Raw genomic sequence first — 20,112 nt, 5'->3', positions numbered from 1 at the left:
ACAGGGACGTCGCCCGTCTTCCGGCAACCGCGCCGAAAACCCTTCGCGCCGGTCCAATTGATAATGCGAAGCGGTCCCGGCCCTGCCAATCCACTTGGCGAGGAAATCGACCATTACGTCGGGTGACATCGGATTACCGCGGAACGGTTCCGGCGAGGACCGGTTCGCCATCTGATGGAACCGTACGTCTTCGTCGTCGCCGGCTTCGGCGCACTCGTCCTATTCACGGCGTGGTTGCCGATGGTACTGCGGGCGTTGCCGCTGTCCCTCCCCATCTGCTGTGTCGGGGCGGGCGCGGCGCTGTCCTTCGTCCCACCCCTAGCTGGGCTGGCGCGATACCCGGCCGAGCACCTTCCCGTGGTCGAGCACGCGACCGAGGCCGTCGTTGTCATCTCGTTGATGGGCGCCGGGCTGAAGATCGACCGGCTGATCGGCTGGAAGCGCTGGGCGACGACGTGGCGGATGCTCGGGCTTGCCATGCCGCTCACCATCGCCACCCTCGCAGCACTTGCCTCGACCCTCCTCGGACTCGGAGCCGCATCGTCCCTGCTACTGGGCGCGTCGCTCGCCCCTACCGACCCGGTGCTCGCCTCCGACGTGCAGGTCGGGCACCCGACCGAGGGCCGGGAGGACGAGATGCGGTTCGCTCTCACATCCGAGGCCGGCCTCAACGACGGCCTCGCCTTTCCTTTCGTCAACCTCGCCATCGCCCTCGCGGCGGGCGGCTCCGCGGACCTGTCCCTCGGCCATTGGCTCGCCGTCGACGTCCTGTGGAAGGTGTCGGTCGGCGCGGTCCTGGGCGCGCTCGTCGGCCGGGCCCTCGGCTGGCTGACCTTCCACCTGCCGAACGTCTCGAAGCTCTCGCGCACCGGCGACGGCTTCGTGGCGCTGGGCGTCACTTGTCTCGCCTACGGCATCGTCCAGGCGGTCGACGGCTACGGCTTCGTCGGCGTCTTCGCGGCGGCGCTCGCACTTCGCGCCTCGAACCACGGCCACGACTACCATCGCAAGATGCACGACTACGCCGAGGAACTCGAACGGCTGCTGATGATGGTCCTGCTCGTCGGGTTCGGCTTCGCCCTCGCCGGTGGAGGCCTGCTGACGGGACTGACGTGGCCGGCCGCCGTGTTCGTGGCGCTGGCCCTGCTCGTCGTGCGTCCCCTCTGCGGATGGGTCGGCTTGACCAAATCCGGTATGCCCGGCGACGAACGGGCCGTGATCGCCTTCTTCGGCATCCGTGGGCTCGGTACGGTGTACTATCTCGCCTACGCCCTTGGGCACGCCCCGTTCGAGGCGCCGGACCTGCTCTGGTCCACGGTCGGCCTCGCCGTCCTGGTGTCCATCGTGCTGCACGGCGTGACGGTGACGCCGGTGCTGCGGTTCCTCGACAGGCGAAGCGGACGCGACACGGAGAGCGCGCAACTCGACCTCGTCCTCTCCCCGGCCCCGGGTCCGTAGCTCCGTCCTACCTGTCCGAAGATACAATCCGACGGGACGTCGACGTCGGAGCCGCCGAGCCTCCACACCTTCGTGTTGCTGGCGGCCATGATCTCGGACCCGGGATGCCCCGTGGGTGTCCGGGAGCGCGACTCGGAAGGTAACGCATCACGGGTAACGACACCCGCTACGCGTTACGCCTCGGGCAAGGGAAAGGGGTTGAAGGCGAGGTCGGGCCGGAACCCCGTCTTTTCCTCGACATGGCCCGGGCGTCGCACACGATCAGGGTTCGACCGACGCGATAATCGACGTGCCCGTGGACGTGCCCGTGGACCCAGAGGTCCGGTCTCCTCGTAGGGAGCAGCGGGGTAAGGTCGGAGGCGTCGCACCAGGCGAGATGTGCATGCCGGCACGGCAGGCCCGTGAACACCCAAGTTGAGGACTTGCTTGGCGTGGGGGGCATGACCACGGTTCCGCTATCACGCAATTCCTATCGTGGCCTCTATAAGGCACTGTGCGTAGCGCCCGCCCTATCGGTTATTCGGGAAGGGCATGAGCCTTCCTCGTGGCTACCTGTCCATCGTCTTCGACGGAGGTTGCTCATATTCCGGTAGAGGGCCGACCTTTTCGAGCAGCGTCTCGAACGAACCTGGGGATTTCATGAGCGACCGTCGAAACGGACGAGTTCGCTGATTTCAGCATCATCGCGTACGTAGTCGCCAAGGTTCGACGGGATTTCGAACGGCAATTCGCCTAGGAGGTCCAGGAGCACCTCGCGGCGTCCGTCGATCTGGAGGGACTCCATGTAGGGGGCCTTGGCCATCACGCGGGCGAGCATGGGGTCAGTATCCACGATGATTTCTGCCACATCGAGGCCTCGCCTCCTCGCGGAGGCGAGGCGCGCGACGGGTTACTCTTGTGGAGAACCCGTCGGATTCGATCCCGTCCGGCCCGGCTGACGGAAAACGGCATCTGACCACCGCCCGCGGGACGAACCCCGCGTCATTCTTACCAATGGGCGGGAAACCGACGGTCTTGTTTCGGGCGCGATGGCTTGTGCTACAGGGGGGCGGTTGCAGTCCCGGCATCACACGTCATGACCCGTCGCGTCGCCCCGACCCATCCCATCGCCTCCGGTTACGCCATCACCACCGGCGTGATCGCGCCCATCACGGCGGCGGTCCCGGGGACCGTGCGCCATCCGGTCCGGACCGATGCGACCCGGAACTGATCCCGGCATCGTTCGCGGCTACGCGGGGACCGCTGCGCCATCGGCGTCGGTCGTCATCGACCCGGCACGATTGTCCGCACTCGACGGGCTCGCGATCCTGGACTCCCCGCCCGAGGCGGGCTTCGACGACGTCGTGCGCCTGGCGACCCGCCTGTGCGCGACGCCCGTCGCCCTGGTCAGCCTCGTGGCCGTCGACCGGCAATGGTTCAAGGCGCGGGTCGGCTTCCCCCATTGCGAGACCGATCTCGACAGTTCGGTCTGCAAGTTCGCGCTCGCCGAGCCGGACCTCCTCATCGTCCCCGACCTGACGGCGGACCCCCGCACGGCTGCCAACCCGCTCGTCACAAGCGCACCGCACATCCGCTTCTACGCCGGCGCGCCCCTACGCCTCGCGGACGGGCAGGTCGTCGGCTCGCTGTGCGTCATCGACACCGTGCCGCGTCCCGAAGGCCTGACGCCGGAGCAGTCCGACGACCTCCGTGCCCTCGGGCGTCAGGTCAGCGGGCTCATGGAGATGCGCAGGGCCCTCGGGGCCCGCGACGCACTGCTCGCCGAGCAGGAGGCGGGACGGCGCGAGCGCGACCTCCTGGCGCGAACCAACGCGACCGTGGCAGCCGTGGGCGGCGACCTCGACGGCATCCTCGACGCGGTGACCGCAGGGGTCATGCAGGCCGTGCCCGCGGCGGAGGGCGCGGTCGTCGAGCTGATCGTGGGCGATGAGCTCGATTATCGCGCGGTCGCCGGCAACCTGGACCCGTACCGGGGGTTGCGCGTGCCGCTGCACGACAGCCTCGCCGGGCGATGCGCGCTGACGGACATGCCGCTGCTCGCGGACGACGTGCTCCGCGACGGGCAGGTCAAGCCGCATCTCGCGGACAAGCTTGCCATGCGCTCGGCCGTGCTTGCGCCGATCTCGCGCGGGGGGCTTCCCGTCGGCGTGCTGAAGCTCCAGTCCGGCCTGGTCGGCGCTTTCCGGGAACGCGACCTCGACCTGGCGCGGTTGTTCGCGGCGGCTGCGACGGCCGGCCTGACCGCGGTCGCCGAGGCCGGGGAGGCAGCGGCACGCCGACGGGCCCAACAACGCCTCGACCTGCTGTCGCAGGTGTCGGCCGCCCTGCTGACGTCTGACGACCCGGCTCGCGCCGTCGAGCCCATCCTGGCTGCCGGTGCCGCGAGCCTCGGCTTCGACCAATGCTACCTCTACGACATCGCGCCGGGCGGGCGGCACCTGCGACTGACCCATGCCATCGGGGTGAGCGAGGAGAGCCAGACCGCCCTGCGTCAGGTGGACATCGACGGGCCGCTATGCGGCATCGTCGCCGAGACCAAACGACCATTCGTGCTCACCGGCGTCCAGGCGACGCGGGAACCGCGCTACGGCTTGGCCCGGCAGGTCGGCATCGACGCCTTCGCCGGCTACCCGGTGAGGAGCCGCGGGTACGTCGTCGGGGTGATGTCGTTCTGCTCGACCCGGGAGCCCGCTTTCGACGACGAGGCCCTGGCCTTTTTCGAGACCGTGGCTCGGTACGTCTCGGCGGTCCGCGACCGGCTCGCGGGCGAGGCTGCCCTGCGGGAGGGGGACCGACGCTCGCGCCTGGCGCAGGAGGCCGGCCAGGTCGGAACGTTCGAGGTCGACATCGGTACAGGGCTGATCAACGTCTCCAGCGAGTTCGCGCGGTTGTACGGCGTGCCGCCCACCGGCCTGTACTCTGTCGAGCGGTTCGAGGCGCTGGTCGTGCCGGAGGACCGCGCCGTGCCGTCGAACGACGGGACCAGGCAGGCCGGGACGGCCGCGCTCGACGTCGAGTACCGCATCCGCAGGGCCGACGACGGCGCGCTGCGTTGGATCGCCCGGCGCGCCAATTTCCTCCGCGACGGGACCGGTGCCGTCAGCCAGATGTTCGGCACCGTGCAGGACGTCACCGACCGCCACGCGGCACAGGATGCGCTGCGCCGGAGCGACGCGCGCTTCAGGACCATCCTGGACACCGTCGAGACGGCGTTCGCCATCGTCGAGGTCAAGTTCGACGCTGACGACCGGCCGGTGGACTACCGCTTCGTCGAGGCCAACCCGGCGTTCGAGCGGCAGGCCGGGGTCAACCTGCGCGGCAAGTGGGTCACGGAGTTCGCCCCGGACCTGGAGCGGTTCTGGTTCGAGACCTACGGCCGCGTCGCGCGCACCGGTGAGGCCGCCAGCTTCGAGAACTACGCCGAGGGTTTCGGGCGCTGGTTCGAGGTGCGCGCCGTCCGCGTCGGGGAGCCCGAGGAGCGGCGGATCGCGATCTTCTTCAACGACGTCACCGCCCGGCGGGACGCGGAGGAACGCTTGCGCGCCAGCGAGGCGGTCGCCCGCCAGAACGTCGAGCGGGTGCAGCTCGCGCTCGGCGCCGGCGCGATCATCGGGACCTGGTTCTGGGACCTGCCCTCCGACCGATTCACCGTCGACGAGGGATTCGCATCGAGTTTCGGCCTCGACCCGGCGCTGGGCCGGGAGGGCATCCCGCTCGCCCGGATCGTCGCGACCGTGCATCCCGACGACCAGGCCGGGTTGGGAGCGGCGATCCAGCATGCCATCCTGCGCGGCGGCGCCTACGCCCATCAGTACCGGGTGCGGCGGGCGGACGGACGCTACTACTGGATCGAGGCCAACGGGCGGGTTGATCACGGCCCGGACGGGACGCCACTGAGCTTCCCGGGGGTGCTGCTCGATATCGAGGAGCGGCGTGCGGCCCAGGAAGCGCTGCGCGAGAGCGAGGAGCACTGGCGCGGCTTGTTCGAGCGCCTGAGCGAGGGCTTCCTCGTGGGCGAGGTCGTCCGGGATGACGGGGGTGCCATCATCGACTGGCGCTACGTCGACGTGAACGCCGCCTGGGGCGCCCTGGTCGGGATCGAACCCGCAACCGTCGTCGGACGCACGATTCGGGAGGTCATCCCCGGCATCGAGGACGAGTGGGTCGAAGAATTCGCGGCCGTCGTGGCAACGGGCCAACCCATCACCTTCGTCCGCCGAGCGGGAATGCTCGGGCGCTGGTACGAGGGCCGCGCGTTCCCGCTCGGACCCGAACGCTTCGGCGTCATCTTCCTGGAGGTCACGGCCCGTGTCGAGGCGGACGCGCGTCGCGACGCGCTGCTCGCCCTGGGCGAGCGCCTGCGCGAGACCGACGACGTGCCGACGCTCGTGCAGGCCGCCGCCGAGATCATGTCCGACGCGCTCGGCACCACGCGGGCGGGCTACGGACTCGTCGACGCGGCAGAGGAAACGGTCGAGATCCCTACCGACTGGTGCGCCCCGGGGGTCGTATCGGTGGCGGGGTTGCACCAGTTCCGTGACTACGGGAGCTACATCGACGAGTTGAAGCGCGGCGAGGTCGTCGCGGTCGAGGACGTCGAGCGCGACCCCCGAAGCAAGGTAACGGCCGCGGCGCTGCTGGCCATCGGGGTGCGCGCCCTCGTCAACGTGCCGATCATGGAGCGCGGGCAGATCGTCGGGCTTGGGTTCGTCCACTACGCCGAGCCCCACGCCTTCACGCAGGATGAGATGGCCTTCGTGCGCACAGTCGCCGACCGGATACAGACGACGGTGGCCAGGGTCCGTGCCGAGTCGGATCAACGCGTGCTGAACGAGGAGCTTTCCCACAGGCTCAAGAACTCGTTCGCCATGGTGCTTTCCATTGCCACGCAGACCTTGCGCGGCGTTCCCGAGCGGGCGCCCGTCGAGGCGTTCGAGAAGCGCATCCATGCCCTCTCCTCGGCCCATGACGTGCTCCTGCGCCAGAGTTGGACGGCCGCGCCTGCGAAGGAGGTCGTCAAGGCCGTGCTCGCGGGCGTCGGCCACGCGGACCGCATCGAGGTTTCGGGCCCCGAGATCGACCTCGGCCCCCGCGCCACGCTGTCCCTGTCCCTCCTGCTGCACGAGCTCGCGACCAATGCGGCCAAGTACGGGGCGCTGTCCGTTCCGGAGGGCCGCGTCGCGGTCGACTGGCGCCTCGACGGCGAGAGCGAGGGGACCGAGATCACGTTCGATTGGGCGGAGCGCGGTGGCCCGCCCGTGGCCCCTCCGGCCACCGGCGGCCGCAAGGGGTTCGGCTCGCGCCTGATCAGCCTCGGCCTCGTCGGAACGGGGGGCGTGGACCTCCGTTACCTCCCGTCCGGGTTCCAGGCGACGATGCGCGCCCCCCTCGTCCAGTTACAGCATTCCTGAGGAGGTGGGTTTGGGTCAGGCGATGCCGCCGGCGAGTTTGGTCGTCCTGGTCGTCGAGGACGAGCCCCTGCAGCGCATGATGGCGGTGGACCTCGTCGAGGACGCCGGCTTCGAGGCCCTGCACGTGGCCAGCGCCGCGGACGCGGTCCTCATCCTTGAGAGCCGCCTGGACATCCGCGTGGTGTTCACCGACATCGACATGCCGGGTGGCCTGAACGGGATGCAGTTCGCGGCCGCCGTCCGTGACCGCTGGCCCCCCATCGAGCTCATCATCGTCTCGGGCAAGCGACGCCCCCTTCCGGAGGAGTTGCCGAAGCGGGGCGTCTTCTTCCAGAAGCCCTACAAGCGGGACGAAGTGACGGCGACGATGCTGCAAATGATGGCCTGAGGGCGGACATCCCCGGGACCGTGGCGCCGTGGCCCGGGAGCCGCGCGCTCCCGGCGTCGTTGTAATACCGGCGGCCAGGATCGGTGGCCCTCGGCCGGGAACGGGAAACGATGGAAGGCGAGGTCGAGGAACTGCGGCGGCTTCTCCGAGACGCGAACGCGGAGATCGAGCGGCTACGGCGGCGGAACGAGCGGGACGTGCATGCGCCGAGCGGCGCGGAGCGTACCTCAGCGGCCGGGACCGACCTTTTGTTCACGGCGGCGGAGAAGACCCGCATGCCGCAGATCATCACCGACCCCAATCTGCCGGACAACCCCATCGTCTTCGCCAACCGCGCCTTCCAGGAGATGTGCGGCTACGATGCACAGGAATTGCTCGGGCGGAACTGTCGATTCCTGCAGGGTTCCAGTACGGACCCGGCGGACGTCGCCAAGATCCGGGACGCCGTCGCGGCTAGGCGCGATGTCGTGGTCGAGCTCGTGAACTACCACCGTGACGGCACGGCGTTCCGGAACGAGCTGTACATCAGCCCGGTCTTCGATGCCGACGGTCAGCTGCGTTACTTCTTCGCCAGTCAACTCGACGTCACGCGCTTCCGAACCGAGGAGGAGCGTCTCGCCGAGAGCGAGGCGCGCTACCAGGCCTTGTTCGAGGCCGTCGATGCCGGCTTCTGCGTGATCGAGATGCGGTTCGACGCCGAGGGCCGCGCGGTCGACTACCGCTTCATCGAGGTGAACCCGGCATTCGAGCGGCACACCGGCATCAGGAACGCGACCGGACGCTGGGTCAGCGAGATCGTGCCGGGCCTGGAACGGTCGTGGTTCGACGCCTACGGCGAGGTCGCGATGACGGGGGCGTCGAGGCGATTCGAGAGTGGCGCGGTCGCACTGGGTCGGTGGTTCGACGTCCATGCCCTGCGCATCGGCGAATCCGCACGGCGCCAAGTCGCGATCCTGTTCAACGACATCACCGACCGCCGCAACCTGGAGGACCACCTAGCCTCGGCCGCCCGGGAACGAACCGAGGAACGCGATACCTTGTGGCGCGCGAGCCGCGACCTGTTCGTCGTCTGCGGCTACGACGGCATGTACCGGGCAGTGAACCCGGCCTGGACCGTGACCCTCGGGTGGTCCTCGGCGGAGCTGGTCGGCGTTCGCTTCGACGTCCTCGTCCATCCCGAGGAACGGGAGTCGACGGAGCGCGCGTTCGAACGCGTGGTGGCCACGGGGAGGCTCGACGACATCGACCTGCGCCTGAGGGCGAAGGACGGCGGCTATCGCTGGATCTCATGGAACGTCGTCCCGCGCGACGACCACTTCTACGCCTCGGGACGCGACGTGACGGAACGTCGGGCCCTGGAGGAGCAACTTCGCCAATCGCAGAAACTGGAAGCGGTCGGACAGTTGACCGGCGGCGTGGCGCACGACTTCAACAACCTGCTCACGGTGATCAAGTCTTCCACCGACTTGCTCAAGCGCCCGAACGTCGCCCAGGACCGACGCGACCGCTACGTCGGGGCGATCTCGGACACCGTCGACCGCGCCGCGAAGCTGACCGGGCAGCTGCTCGCCTTCGCGCGGCGGCAGGCGCTCAAGCCGGAGGTTTTCGACGTCGGTCGCGGCGTCGCCTCGGTCTCGGAGATGGTCGGGACGCTGACGGGCGCACGCATCGCGGTCACGACTAGCATCGAGCCGTTCCTGGACGGTGCCGGACGCGCGATGCCCTGCCTCGTCGACGCGGATCCGAGCCAGTTCGACACGGCCCTGGTCAACATGGTCGTCAACGCCCGGGACGCGATGGACGGCGAGGGCCGGCTCGACATCCGCGTGCGGCCCGCGGACCGCATCCCGGCTGTGCGGGCTCATGCCGCCGTGCCGGGGGACTACGTCGCCGTGTCCATCTCCGACACGGGCACCGGCATCGACGCGGACGTGCTCGACCGGATCTTCGAGCCGTTCTTCACGACCAAGGGCGTCGGCCAGGGCACCGGGCTCGGCCTGAGCCAGGTCTTCGGCTTCGCCAAGCAGTCGGGGGGCGAGGTCGTGGTCCGGAGCGAGGCCGGACGCGGCACCACGTTCACGGTCTACCTGCCGCGGGCATCCCGGGCCGTGGTCGAGGCGCCGCACGCACGTGAGCCGGCCCCGCTGGCGGACGGGCACGGCACCTGCGTGCTCGTCGTCGAGGACAACCTCGACGTCGGGGCGTTCGCGAACCAGGCCCTCGCCGAGCTCGGGTACGAGACCGTTTGGGCGACGGACGCCGAGAAGGCGCTGGCCGAGATCGAGCACGTCCCCTTCCGCTTCGAGGTGGTGTTCACCGACGTGGTGATGCCCGGCATGAACGGCATCGCATTGGCCCGCGAGATCCGGAGGCGTTACCCGGACCTGCCGGTGGTACTTACGTCGGGCTATAGCGACGTGCTCGCCGACGAAGGCAGCCATGGCTTCGAGCTGCTGCGCAAGCCGTACTCGGTGGCCGACCTATCGCGCGTCCTGCGCCTGGCGGTGGAGCGCGCCGCGGCGGTCCGGGACAGGCGGTAGGGAAGTCATCGAGAGGTGGGGCATCGAGAAACGAGGGCATGGCAGATGGCCCCTCCATATTCCCTCGTCGATGCCGCGCCTCACTCGATACTCGTACCCGCATCACCCCATTTCGGCATCATGCCGCTCCGCGGCGTGGCCAAGCCGGTCGACCTCGGCGACGAGGGACTGCAGGCTCGCGTCGCCCTTGCGCAGGACCCGGTCCGCCCCGGTGAGCCTGCGTCGCTCCTCGCCCGACACGTCACGCGCGCTGAGCACGACGACCGGGATCTCCCCGCAACCCGGCCGTGACCGCAATTCGTGCAGGAAGGTGAACCCGTCCATCACCGGCATCGTCAGGTCGAGCAGCACCACGCGTGGCTTGGACTCCGTCAGGCGTTCGAGGGCCTCGGCTCCATCGCCAGCCTCGCGCACCGCCCAACCGTCGCGTTCGAGCACCGCGCGCAGTCGGCCGCGCATGTCCGCGTCGTCATCGACCACGAGGACGTCGCCGGCCCCCGGGCCGAAGCGGTCGAGCACCCCTTTCAGCCGCGCCCAGTCGACCGGCTTCGGCAGCGCGTCCGCCGCCCCGAGGGACGCGCTGAGGGCAGCGTCGGCCACGAAGCTCACCATCACGACCGGGATGTCCCGGGTGACCGGATCGGACTTCAGCGACGCCAGCACGGCCCATCCGTCCACGTCCGGCATCATCACGTCGAGCAGGATGACCCTCGGGGCAAGGGACCGCGCGAGGTCGAGGCCGGTGCGCCCGTCCGCGGCGGTGCGGACCGAGAAGCCCTGCCGCTGCAGGAAGCGCCCCATCAGGTCGCGCTGGCTCTCCTCGTCGTCGATGACGAGAACCAACCCCCGCCCGCTTCCCGCCAGGGCGGTCGCAATCCCGGGCTCGTCCGATTCGAGGGCATCCCCCGTTTCCGGCAATGTCGCGGGCACCGTCAGGACGAACCGGGTACCGCGCCCGACCTCGCTCGCGACCGTGACGTCGCCACCAAGCAGATGGGCGAACGCCTTCGTCAGGGCGAGCCCCAACCCCGTCCCGCCGTAGCGGCGCGTCGTGCTGCCGTCGGCCTGGACGAACCGCTGGAACAGGCGCTCGACCTGTTCCGGGCTCATACCGATGCCGGTGTCCTCGACGGCGAATGTCAGGCCGTCGCCGTCCGGCTCTGCCGTACGGCGCACCCGTAGGGTGACCATCCCGCCCTCGGTGAACTTGGCTGCGTTGGAGAGCAGGTTGAACAGGCCCTGACGCAGCTTGGTCGCGTCGGTGCGGGCGGTTCCTAGCCCTTCCGGGATATCGAGGACGAGGCGATTGCCGCGCTTGGCCACCAGGGCGTCGACAGTGCCGGCGGCGTCGCGGACGAACTCGCCCACGTCGATGTCCTCGGCGTAGACGTCCATCCTGTTCGCCTCGACCTTCGAAAGGTCGAGGACGTCGTTGATGAGGCCGAGCAGGTGCTTGGCGTTGGACTTGATCTTGCCGAGGTCCTTGAGCAGCGTGTCCTGCCCGAGCTCCTCCGCCTCCTCCTCCAGCATCTCGGAGTAGCCGATCACGGCCGAGAGCGGCGTGCGGAGCTCATGGCTCATGTTGGCCAGGAAGCTGCTCTTGGCTCGGTTGGCGTCCTCGGCCGCCTCCCGGGCCGCCTCCGCGTCGCGGCGCGCGTCCTCAAGCTCCGCCCGGCCGGCGCGAAGGCTTGCGTTGGCTGCGTCGAGGCGACCGAGGGTTTCCTCACGCTCGACCATGGTCCGGCGAAGCGCGTCGCAAACCCAGACCATCGCACCGCCGACGACGAGATACTGCACGAGGGCGATGACCTGCCCCGGGCTGAACGAGACCGTCCCGTCGGAACGGCGGAAGAACCACGCGGCCGCAGCCAACGAGAAACCGACCGCGACCGCGCCGGGGCCGCGACCGAGGGCCAGCGTGACCATGAAGACGAGCGGGAGGTAGAGAAGGAAGGGGGCGACGTCGAGCGGGGCGAGGAACCTGAGCAGGGTCGCGAGGGCGACCGCCGCAACCGGCAACCCGTAGCGCACGAGCGGGCCGAAGCCATGGCCCGAGATCGCGTCCATGAACCTGCGCAACTGCCAGTCCCCCCAACGGTCGGAGGGCCGCCCTCACGCCGTTCCGTCGACCTCGTCGGTCCTCACCGTGAACCCGGCCAGCGGCGCCTGTCCGAAGCTGGTGGTGATCGCGCAGTCCGTGGCGTCACGTCCATATGCCATGACGATGCGGCCGATCCGAGGCCGGTTGTGACGGGCGTCGAACGTGTACCAGCGCGGTCCCACCGGCCCGTCGAGGTAGACCTCGAACCACGCCGAGAAGTCCATTGGCGCCGGGTCCCTCGGCACGCCGATGTCACCGAGGTAGCCGGTGGCGTAACGCGCCGGGATGTTCATGCACCGGCACAACGTGATGGCCAGGTGGGCGAAGTCCCGGCATACCCCGACCTGGTGGCCGTGGCCGTCGAAGGCGCTGCGCGTGGCGTCGGCCTGCATGTAGTCGAATCGCAGCCGCCCGTGCGCGTAGTCGACGATGGCCTGGACGCGTGCCCAGCCCTCGCGCGTCGAGCCGAACAGGTTCCAGGCGGTCTGCGAGAGCTTGTCGGTGTCGCAGTAGCGCGAGCCGAGAAGGAACGGCAACGCCTCGTCCGGCAGGTCCTGGACCGGGATCTGCCGGGCGTCCGGCGCGTGGTCGTCCGGCCGGCCGTGATCCTCGATCTCGAAGTCCGCCGACATCGTGATGCGCCCGCCCGGGACGAGGATGCGGGTGGCGATGTTACCGAACGGGTCGAGGAACTGCCTGGCCGCTAGGGGTGGATCGAACGTGATCACTTCGCGGCTGTTCAGGTCAGCCCGCCGTTCCGGACGGACGTTGAGCATCAGCGTCATCGGCGTCGGGCCGAACGTATCGAGGGCGATGGTATAGCCACAACGAATGCGCATGGACGGCTCTCAATTCCGGGACGCCCGTTCCAGGCAAGATGTCCGCCATTCGGTTCTTCCGAAATTGGATTGCTTGGGCTGTCGATCCGAGGCAGGCGCCTACGGTCGCGAGCGTATCGGGACGAAACGGAGCCGACGGCGTTATGTGCTGGCACGCCGTTCCCTGCCGGGCGGCGAGGAGTTCCAGCGTATGCCGATGGCCGTCACCGATGCCCCGAAGCCGCCCGCCCAGGTTCCCCCGCCGCTCGTGCCCGGCCTGCGCGGCCTCCTGACCCTCGCCGTCGGCGTCGTCTTGATCGCCGCGCTGTACTTCGGACGCGAGGTCTTCGTTCCCCTGGTGCTGGCCATCCTGCTCAGCTTCGTCCTGGCGCCTGTCGTCAACCTGCTGCGGCGGATCAAGATCGGACGGGTGCCGTCGGTCATCGTCGCGGTGCTGCTGGCGCTAGCCGTTCTGGGCGGCATCGGTGCGGTCATCGGTACCCAGGTCGCGGGGCTCGCCGGTAACCTGCCCCAGTACCAGACGACCGTGCAGAGGAAGTTCGCCGGCCTGCAGCAGGGCTGGCTCGGCGAGGCCAACAAGCTCCTTCAGAAGTTCAATCACCAAGTCCAGGACGTGACCCAGAAGGCCGACGCCGCCGGCACCACCGCCGAGACCGGACCGGCGGGCGATACGCCGAAGGCGCAACTCGTGCGCGTCCAAGAGCCCGAGCCCTCGCCGCTGGCGCTGGCCGAGAAAGTGCTCGGCCCGGTCGTCTCGCCGCTGACTGACGTCGGCATCGTGCTGGTGGTCGTCGTGTTCCTGCTCCTGCAACGCGAGGATCTGCGCAACCGCATGATCCGCCTGTTCGGGTCAAGCGACCTGCACCGCACGACGGTGGCCATGGATGACGCGGCCGGCCGGCTGGGCACCTACTTCCTGGCCCAGCTCGGCATGAATGCCGCCTTCGGCGTCATCGTCGGCGTCGGCCTGTGGTTCATCGGCGTGCCCAACCCGCTGCTGTGGGGCGTGCTGTCGGCCATCATGCGCTTTATCCCGTACATCGGCGCCATCGTCTCGGGCGTGTTCCCGGTCGCGCTGGCCGCCGCGGTCGACCCGGGCTGGTCGATGGTCATCGCCACAGCCGCCCTGTTTCTGATCGCCGAACCGGTCTTCGGGCAGGTGGTGGAGCCGCTGCTCTATGGACATTCCACCGGGCTCTCGCCCTTCGCGGTGATCGTCTCGACCCTGTTCTGGGGCTTCCTGTGGGGGCCCATCGGCTTGATCCTAGCCACCCCGTTCACCGTCTGCCTCGTCGTGCTCGGCCGCCACGTCGACAGCCTGGAGTTCTTCGACGTGCTGCTGGGAGACCGGCCACCGCTTACCCCGGTCGAGAACTTCTATCAGCGCATGCTCGCCGGCGACCCGGACGAGGTCCGGGAGGTTGCCGAAGGCATGCTGAAAGACCGCTCGCTCTCGTCGTACTACGACGAGGTGGCGCTGAAAGGCCTGCAACTCGCCGCCAACGACCACGCCCGCGGGGTCGTCACCCCTGCGCAACTGGAGAACATCCGCGCCTCAGCACGCTCCTTGGTGGAGGACTTCGAGGGCCACGACGACGTCGAGCCGGCAGTCGACGACAAGGCGGTAAACCCGTCCGATACCCTGACCCTGGCGGAACGCGTGCATACGAAGACCGAGGCGGTGCCGGGGCAGGCCCCGCCGCGGGACGCCCTGCCGGAGGGTTGGAGGGGCGAGGCACCGGTGCTGTGCCTGGCCGGGCGCGGCCCGCTCGACGAGGCTTCCTCGGCGATGCTGGCGCAACTGCTGCGCAAGCACGGGCTCGGCGCGCGCGTGACCTCGTACCAGTCCGCCTCACGCGAGGGTATCCGCGAACTCGACCTCTCCGGCGTGGCGATGGTGTGCATCTCGTACCTCGACATCACCGGGAATCCTTCGCACCTGCGCTACCTGCTGGAACGCCTGAAGCGGAAAGCCCCGGGGGTCCCCGTACTGGTCGGCCTATGGCCGACCGGCGAGAAGGTCCTGACCGATGCAGCACTGGGTCGGGAGGTCGGTGCGGACGCCTACGTGTCTTCGCTGCGCGAGGCCGTGGATGCCTGCCTCAAGGTCGCCGCGGGTTCGTCGCCTGGGAAAGGGGCGCCCACGTTGGTGCGCGTGGCCTGAGGGTCCGACGCCGGACGCTGCCGCATACGGCGTTCACCGTCGCGGCGGCCGGATGCCGAGCAGGCGGATGAGGACGAACGTCGCGACGGCCGATACGACGGAGACGGCCACGACCCATAGGAAGCCACGTGGGTCGTCGCCGAACGGCAGGCCCTTGACGTTCATGCCGAACAGTCCGGTCACGAAGGTCGGCGGCAGGAAAAGAGCGGACAGGATCGACAGGACGTAGAGCTGCCGATTGGTCTCCTCGGCGATGCGCTCGGATACCTCCTCCTGCAGCAGCCGCGCCCGTTCGGCCTGCAGTGCCATGTCCCGGTCGAGCGCGTCCAGTCGCTGCGCCAGGCGGGCCGCCGCCGTGACAGCCGGCGCGTGGACCTCGTCGGTCGCCCCGTCCGTCTCCAACCGGTGAAAGACCGCGGCGAGCCCGAGGAGCTGGCGGTGGAGCCGCACCGCGTCGCGTCGGACCGGACCGAGGCGACGACGGTCATCGCGAGGCCTTCCGTCGAGGATGTGGTCCTCGATCCCGTCGAGCGCGTCCGAGAGCTTCTGGCCCGTGGCGGCCATCGCCGACACGACGTGGCCAACCAGCATCTCCAGCAGGATTACCGGCGAGGCCACGGCGTTCCCATGCTCGACCGCTACCCGCGTCGCGTCCGGGCTCTCGGTAGGGCCCCGGCGACCGCTGACGAGACTGCGCGGTCCCATCACGAAATGGAGCCGCCCGGCCGGGACGGGTTTGGCGCCGGGGCGGGCGAGGTCGGCCACGACGCCACCGATATGATCGCCCTCCACCGTGACCCGCTGATGCTCGTCGCGTGCGAACACGGCCCCGGCGAGGCGGGTGGGACCGAACCTTCCGTCCCGGGCCAAGTCCCCGGAATCCGCGGCGTCCAGGTCGTAGTGCACCCAGAGGAACCCGCCGCCGAACGCGTCGAGGTCCTTTGTCGCTTCCGACGGTGGGACGGGACGCCCCCGCCCGTCCATGTCGAACGCCATGGCCCAGAGCGGCTCGCACCCCCGGCCCGATCCCTCGGCGTTCGAAGCGGCCGGCATCCTATCCTCGGTGACCGGTGGCCGATTCAAGGGCTTCATCGGAAGATCCACTCCACGTTCAGCCTGGCGGCGGCGCGTATGCCGTGGACGGAACCGCAACGTGGGACATTGTATACGCCGATGCAGCACCCGTATGGTTTGGTCGGTACTTGAATCGCGCGTGATCGACGAGCGGCATGGACAGCCTACGCGACATCCAAGGGATACGCCGGTTCCTAAGCGAGCCGACCAACCCGTCGCTTCTATGTCGATGGGTCCGGAACGCACGAGGCTCGCGCGCCACGCTCGCCATGTCCCTGTGCCTGGGCTTCGCGCCGTTATCCGCGTTCGGGCAGACGGCCAACACGGGTGCCGGCGGCGACCCGCGCACCTCCGTCGCCCAACCCGAGGTATCCGGCAAGCCGTCTGCCGTAGCTACAACCTCGATCCAGGCAACCTTGGGGGACGCGGCAGACCCCACGGGGCTGCGCCGATTCCTGTCGGACCGGGGTATTATCCTCAGCTTCAACGCCATCGCCGACATCCTCGGGGACACGAACGGCGGCACGCGCCGCACCGCCACCGTCCTGGGGCGGCTCGACATGCAGCTCGATGCCGACCTCGACCGCCTCGCCGGGTGGCACGGCGCCGCGTTCCGGGTCGAGGCCTACCAGATCAACGGCGCTGGGCTGACGCGAGCAGCCGTGAACGACCTGGCGGTGGTGAGCGAATTGGAGGCGCTGCCCTCGACGCGTCTGTACGAACTGTGGGTCGAGCAGCAGTTCCTCGACGGCCAACTCGCCATCAAGCTGGGACAGGTCGCGGCCGACACCGAGTTCCTGGTCAGCCAGACCGCGACGCTGTTCATCAACTCGACGTTCGGCTGGCCGACCATCACCGGGACCAACCTTCCGAGCGGCGGACCGGCCTACCCGTTCGGCGCGCCGGCGGTCCGCGCTAAGTACCTCCCGTCCCCGAACCTATCGTTCCAGGTCGGGCTGTTCGACGGCGACCCGGCCGGCCCGGCGCGCCCGTGGAACGACCCGGACCCGCAGCGGCGGAACCGCACCGGCACGAACTTCCGCTTGTCCGACCCGGCCTTCCTGATCGCCGAGGTCGCCTACGCCTACAACGTCGAGGAACGGGCTCGCACCGGCCGGGTCCTGGACGAGCCCGGCACCGTAACGTTCGGGGGTTGGCACCATTTCGGGCGGTTCGACTCGCTCCGGTTCGACGACACCGGCCGGTCACTCGCCGACCCCGCGAGCACGGGCAACCCGCGCCGCTTCCGCGGCGACGACGGCCTGTACGCGATGATCGACCAGACCGTGTACCGCGAGCCGGGCAAGGACGACGAGGGTGCCAGCGCCTTCGTTCGCGCCATGGCCTCGCCCGGCGACCGCAACCTGGTCGACCTCTACCTCGATGCCGGCATCGGCTACCGCGGCCTGCTGCCCGGACGTTCGAACGACACCGCGGGCGTCGCCGTGTCCTACGCGCGCATCTCGCCATCGGCCCGGGGCTTCGACCGCGACACCATCCTGGAGACGGGGGTCGCCATGCCCCGGCGCCGGTTCGAGGCCCTTGTCGAGGCGACGTACCAGGCGGTCCTCGGTCCGGGCGTCACGGTGCAGCCGAACGTCCAGTACGTGTTCCACCCCGGCGGCAACGTCCCCGACCCGCGCGACGAACTCGGACGCCGGATCAGGAACGCCACGGTCGTGGGTATGCGTGCGACGCTGACCTATTGAACAACCTTCGATATCGTGCGGTCCTCCGGAATGGCCGTCCGAATACCACTAGTCATGCGTGCGCCGGCAATGGTTCGGCCACCTTGTCGGCAAGGGAGTTATCCGGCGGTGCCAGGACGAGCAGGCGGTCTCCCTCGGCGTAAGCGGCGTGCTCGTTGTCGACCGACAGGAGGTCGACCGCCCCGTCCGTCTTGATGACGATCAGGGCAAGAGCGGCGGCCTGCGCTCCCGTGTCTGCGCGAACGACATCGAAGCGCCAGCCGGCCTCGTGCCGCCCGGCCAGCGCGTCGAAGTCGATCCCGCCGTCGCCGAGTACCTTGCCCCGCGTATCCCGGCTGACGCCGGTATCCTCGTGCAGGAGATGATCAGCCGAGAGTGCGAGTTGATAGACGCGTTCGCGGCCGATCTCGGGGGCCAGCCGCGTGCACACCAACGCGTTGTAGAGCTCGTCCCGGGTCGCGGCGAGAAGGTGGTCCGGGGGATGGTCGGCCAAGCCTTCCTCCGCATGCCGGGAGAGCAGCTCGGCCTGCAGTGTCGGCACGCCCGCATCACGGGCGGTCTGGAGCGCGCCGGGGTAGGTGTCGATCAGCACCACCGGCACCCCCGCGCGATGCAACGCGACGACCATGTCGCTCGCCCACGGTGACGCCCCCACGACGGCGAGCCGTTGGGTCTCGGCCGCGGTGGACAGTCCCAGTCGTCGGGCCAGCGGCCCCAGCGAGAAGCCGTGGAGGATGACCGTCGCCACGATGACCGCGAACACGGTGGGCTGGATCAGGTCGCCGCCGGCATACCCCGCCTCGCTCAGACGAGGCCCGGCCAAGCCGGCGACGGCGGCCGCGACGATGCCGCGGGGGCCTATCCAGCCTACGAACAGGCGCTCACGCCGCGACAGGTCGGTGCCCAGCGTCGCGAGCCAGATCGCCGCCGGACGGACCACGAACAGGATGGCCGCCGCGAGTCCGAGGATCGGCAGGGACAGCTTTCCGAGGACGCCCAGGTCGAGGTCGGCGGTCAGCACGACGAACAGGCAGGACACGAGGAGGACGACGAGTGCCTCCTTGAACCGCCGCAACTCGCCCAGGCCCGGCACGTGCCGGTTGGCCAGCGCGATCCCGAACACGGTCGCGCCGATCAGCCCGGCCTCGTGCATGAGCAGGTTCGGGACGACGTAGGCGACGAGGGCGAGCGCGAGCAGCATGGGCGTCTTGAGCGTTTCCGGGACGAGATCGCGCCGGAATGACCAGGCCACCGACAGGGCGAAGCCGACGCCGAGGCCGCCCGCCACCAGCACGCCTTCGGCGAGGTGGAGGGCCAGGGCGACCGCCGGGGTCTCACTGGCCTCGTGGGGTACGCCAACCAGGATCTCGATGACCACCGCGGTCAGGATGGCGCCGACCGGATCATTGACGATGGCCTCCCACTTCAGGAACGCCGCCGACCGTCGTTCCAGGCGGGCATGGCGCAGCAGCGGCAGGATCACGGTCGGGCCGGTGACGACGAGGATGGCGCCGAACACCGAGGCGGGCCCCCACATCATCCCGCCGATCAGGTGGGCGGCGAGGGTGCCCAGGACGAAGTTGACCGGCAGCGCGAAGGCGGTGAGCCGCAGCACACCCTCGCCCGAGGCCCTGAGTTCGCGGAAGTCGAGGGCGAGACCGCCCTCGAACACCACGATGGCCACGGCCAACCCGATCAGGGGTCGCAGGTTCTCCCCGAAGTCGCGGGTGGGGTGCAGCAGGCCGAACACGGGTCCGACGAGGAACCCCAGCGCGAGCAGCAGCACGATGGCGGGGATGCGCAGGCGCGCGGCAAGCACCTGTGCGGCGATGCCACCGCCCACGATGCAAAGGACCGCCGTGGCCAAACCATGTTCCATCCATCCCCCTTCGAGCAAACCAATCGCCGTGACGTCACGCGTGCTGTGCACCACGACCGGGACGTCGGCACAACCGGGCAACCCGCGCAGCCGGTAGACGAACGAGAAGCCGTCCATCACCGGTATGGTGAGATCGAGGAGCACGAGGCGCGGCACGCCATGCTGGCCCTGGTCGAGCGCCTCCCGGCCGTTCCCGGCCTCGCGCACTGTGCAGACGTTGTGCTCCAGCACGGTCCGCAGGCGGTGGCGCATGTTGCCATCGTCGCCGACCACGAGCACGTTGCCGTCGGCCGTCCGGAACTGGTCCAGGATCGTGCGCAAGCGCGACCAGACCACCGGAGTGGGCTCGGCCTCAACCACGCCTCAACCACGCCGAGCGAGGCGCTTAACGCCGCGTCCGTGACGAAGCTGTCCATGACCACGGGGGATGCCTGCCGTCTCGGGGGCCGCCTTAAGGGTTGCGAGCCCCGACCAGCCGTCCATCTCCGGCATCATAACGCGGAGCAGGATCGCCAGGGGACGGAGCGACCTGTCGAGTGCCAATCCGGT

The 20,112-nt window shown here is 69.4% G+C and carries 13 protein-coding genes; 7 read left to right on the top strand and 6 right to left on the bottom strand.

The features are described 5' to 3' along the window. The first annotated feature begins 174 nt into the window (after positions 1-174). Positions 175-1,458 (top strand): cation:proton antiporter, encoded by a 1,284-nt coding sequence (locus tag MKK52_RS11005; RefSeq protein WP_243953833.1) that lies wholly within the window; start codon positions 175-177, stop codon positions 1,456-1,458. Between the two features lie 637 nt (positions 1,459-2,095). Here MKK52_RS11005 and MKK52_RS11000 read toward each other — a convergent pair. Continuing rightward, the gene (locus tag MKK52_RS11000; protein WP_243953832.1) at positions 2,096-2,305 is read right to left on the bottom strand and encodes a hypothetical protein; all 210 of its coding nucleotides are present in this window, start codon (positions 2,303-2,305) and stop codon (positions 2,096-2,098) included. A 228-nt stretch (positions 2,306-2,533) separates the two neighbouring features. Between MKK52_RS11000 and MKK52_RS26935 the strand changes: the two genes are divergently transcribed. The 4 genes from MKK52_RS26935 to MKK52_RS10985 all read left to right on the top strand — a co-directional run bounded on the left by MKK52_RS26935 (position 2,534) and on the right by MKK52_RS10985 (position 9,797). Beyond that, a complete protein-coding gene (locus MKK52_RS26935; RefSeq protein ID WP_279597771.1) occupies positions 2,534-2,668 on the top strand; it encodes a hypothetical protein in 135 nt (44 codons plus the stop codon). A 70-nt stretch (positions 2,669-2,738) separates the two neighbouring features. Further along, positions 2,739-6,869 (top strand): GAF domain-containing protein, encoded by a 4,131-nt coding sequence (locus MKK52_RS10995; protein WP_243953830.1) that lies wholly within the window; start codon positions 2,739-2,741, stop codon positions 6,867-6,869. 22 nt (positions 6,870-6,891) lie between these two features. After that, positions 6,892-7,257: a response regulator gene (locus MKK52_RS10990; RefSeq protein ID WP_243954102.1), complete on the top strand. Its 366-nt coding sequence runs from the start codon at positions 6,892-6,894 to the stop codon at positions 7,255-7,257. Between the two features lie 110 nt (positions 7,258-7,367). After that, entirely contained in the window at positions 7,368-9,797 is a 2,430-nt protein-coding gene (locus MKK52_RS10985; protein ID WP_243953828.1) for a PAS domain S-box protein, read from the top strand. A 102-nt stretch (positions 9,798-9,899) separates the two neighbouring features. Here the strand turns inward: MKK52_RS10985 and MKK52_RS10980 are convergent, their stop codons facing one another. Together MKK52_RS10980 and MKK52_RS10975 are read right to left on the bottom strand one after the other, a co-directional pair. Continuing rightward, positions 9,900-11,876, bottom strand: a complete 1,977-nt coding sequence (locus MKK52_RS10980; protein WP_243953827.1) for a hybrid sensor histidine kinase/response regulator — start codon at positions 11,874-11,876, stop codon at positions 9,900-9,902. Between the two features lie 33 nt (positions 11,877-11,909). Continuing rightward, entirely contained in the window at positions 11,910-12,737 is an 828-nt protein-coding gene (locus MKK52_RS10975; RefSeq protein WP_243953826.1) for a transglutaminase-like domain-containing protein, read from the bottom strand. A 190-nt stretch (positions 12,738-12,927) separates the two neighbouring features. On the opposite strand from MKK52_RS10975, the gene MKK52_RS10970 reads away from it, so the two are divergent. Further along, the gene (locus tag MKK52_RS10970) at positions 12,928-14,901 is read left to right on the top strand and encodes an AI-2E family transporter (protein WP_409564655.1); all 1,974 of its coding nucleotides are present in this window, start codon (positions 12,928-12,930) and stop codon (positions 14,899-14,901) included. 33 nt (positions 14,902-14,934) lie between these two features. Here the strand turns inward: MKK52_RS10970 and MKK52_RS10965 are convergent, their stop codons facing one another. Next, the gene (locus tag MKK52_RS10965; protein ID WP_243953825.1) at positions 14,935-15,954 is read right to left on the bottom strand and encodes a CorA family divalent cation transporter; all 1,020 of its coding nucleotides are present in this window, start codon (positions 15,952-15,954) and stop codon (positions 14,935-14,937) included. A 290-nt stretch (positions 15,955-16,244) separates the two neighbouring features. On the opposite strand from MKK52_RS10965, the gene MKK52_RS10960 reads away from it, so the two are divergent. Further along, positions 16,245-17,684: a carbohydrate porin gene (locus MKK52_RS10960; protein ID WP_243953824.1), complete on the top strand. Its 1,440-nt coding sequence runs from the start codon at positions 16,245-16,247 to the stop codon at positions 17,682-17,684. A gap of 52 nt (positions 17,685-17,736) precedes the next feature. On the opposite strand, the gene MKK52_RS10955 is transcribed toward MKK52_RS10960, so the two are convergent. Beyond that, positions 17,737-19,923, bottom strand: a complete 2,187-nt coding sequence (locus tag MKK52_RS10955; protein WP_243953823.1) for a cation:proton antiporter — start codon at positions 19,921-19,923, stop codon at positions 17,737-17,739. Between the two features lie 3 nt (positions 19,924-19,926). Next, positions 19,927-20,112, bottom strand: a 186-nt coding sequence (locus MKK52_RS10950; protein WP_243953822.1) for a hypothetical protein, incomplete at its 5' end; no start/stop codon positions are given.

This window comes from Methylobacterium sp. J-067 (assembly GCF_022829465.1).
Lineage (GTDB): Bacteria > Pseudomonadota > Alphaproteobacteria > Rhizobiales > Beijerinckiaceae > Methylobacterium > Methylobacterium litchii.
This window is presented reverse-complemented; position numbering and strand designations above follow the sequence as displayed.

What these genes read in the sequence shown, in the direction of transcription:
- MKK52_RS11005 (WP_243953833.1), top strand. Translation starts at nt 175, where the DNA reads ATGGAACCGTACGTCTTCGTCGTCGCCGGCTTCGGCGCACTCGTCCTA.
- MKK52_RS26935 (WP_279597771.1), top strand. Translation starts at nt 2,534, where the DNA reads ATGACCCGTCGCGTCGCCCCGACCCATCCCATCGCCTCCGGTTACGCC.
- MKK52_RS10990 (WP_243954102.1), top strand. Translation starts at nt 6,892, where the DNA reads ATGCCGCCGGCGAGTTTGGTCGTCCTGGTCGTCGAGGACGAGCCCCTG.
- MKK52_RS10985 (WP_243953828.1), top strand. Translation starts at nt 7,368, where the DNA reads ATGGAAGGCGAGGTCGAGGAACTGCGGCGGCTTCTCCGAGACGCGAAC.
- MKK52_RS10975 (WP_243953826.1), bottom strand. Translation starts at nt 12,737, where the DNA reads ATGCGCATTCGTTGTGGCTATACCATCGCCCTCGATACGTTCGGCCCG.
- MKK52_RS10970 (WP_409564655.1), top strand. Translation starts at nt 12,928, where the DNA reads ATGCCGATGGCCGTCACCGATGCCCCGAAGCCGCCCGCCCAGGTTCCC.
- MKK52_RS10965 (WP_243953825.1), bottom strand. Translation starts at nt 15,954, where the DNA reads ATGCCGGCCGCTTCGAACGCCGAGGGATCGGGCCGGGGGTGCGAGCCG.
- MKK52_RS10960 (WP_243953824.1), top strand. Translation starts at nt 16,245, where the DNA reads ATGTCCCTGTGCCTGGGCTTCGCGCCGTTATCCGCGTTCGGGCAGACG.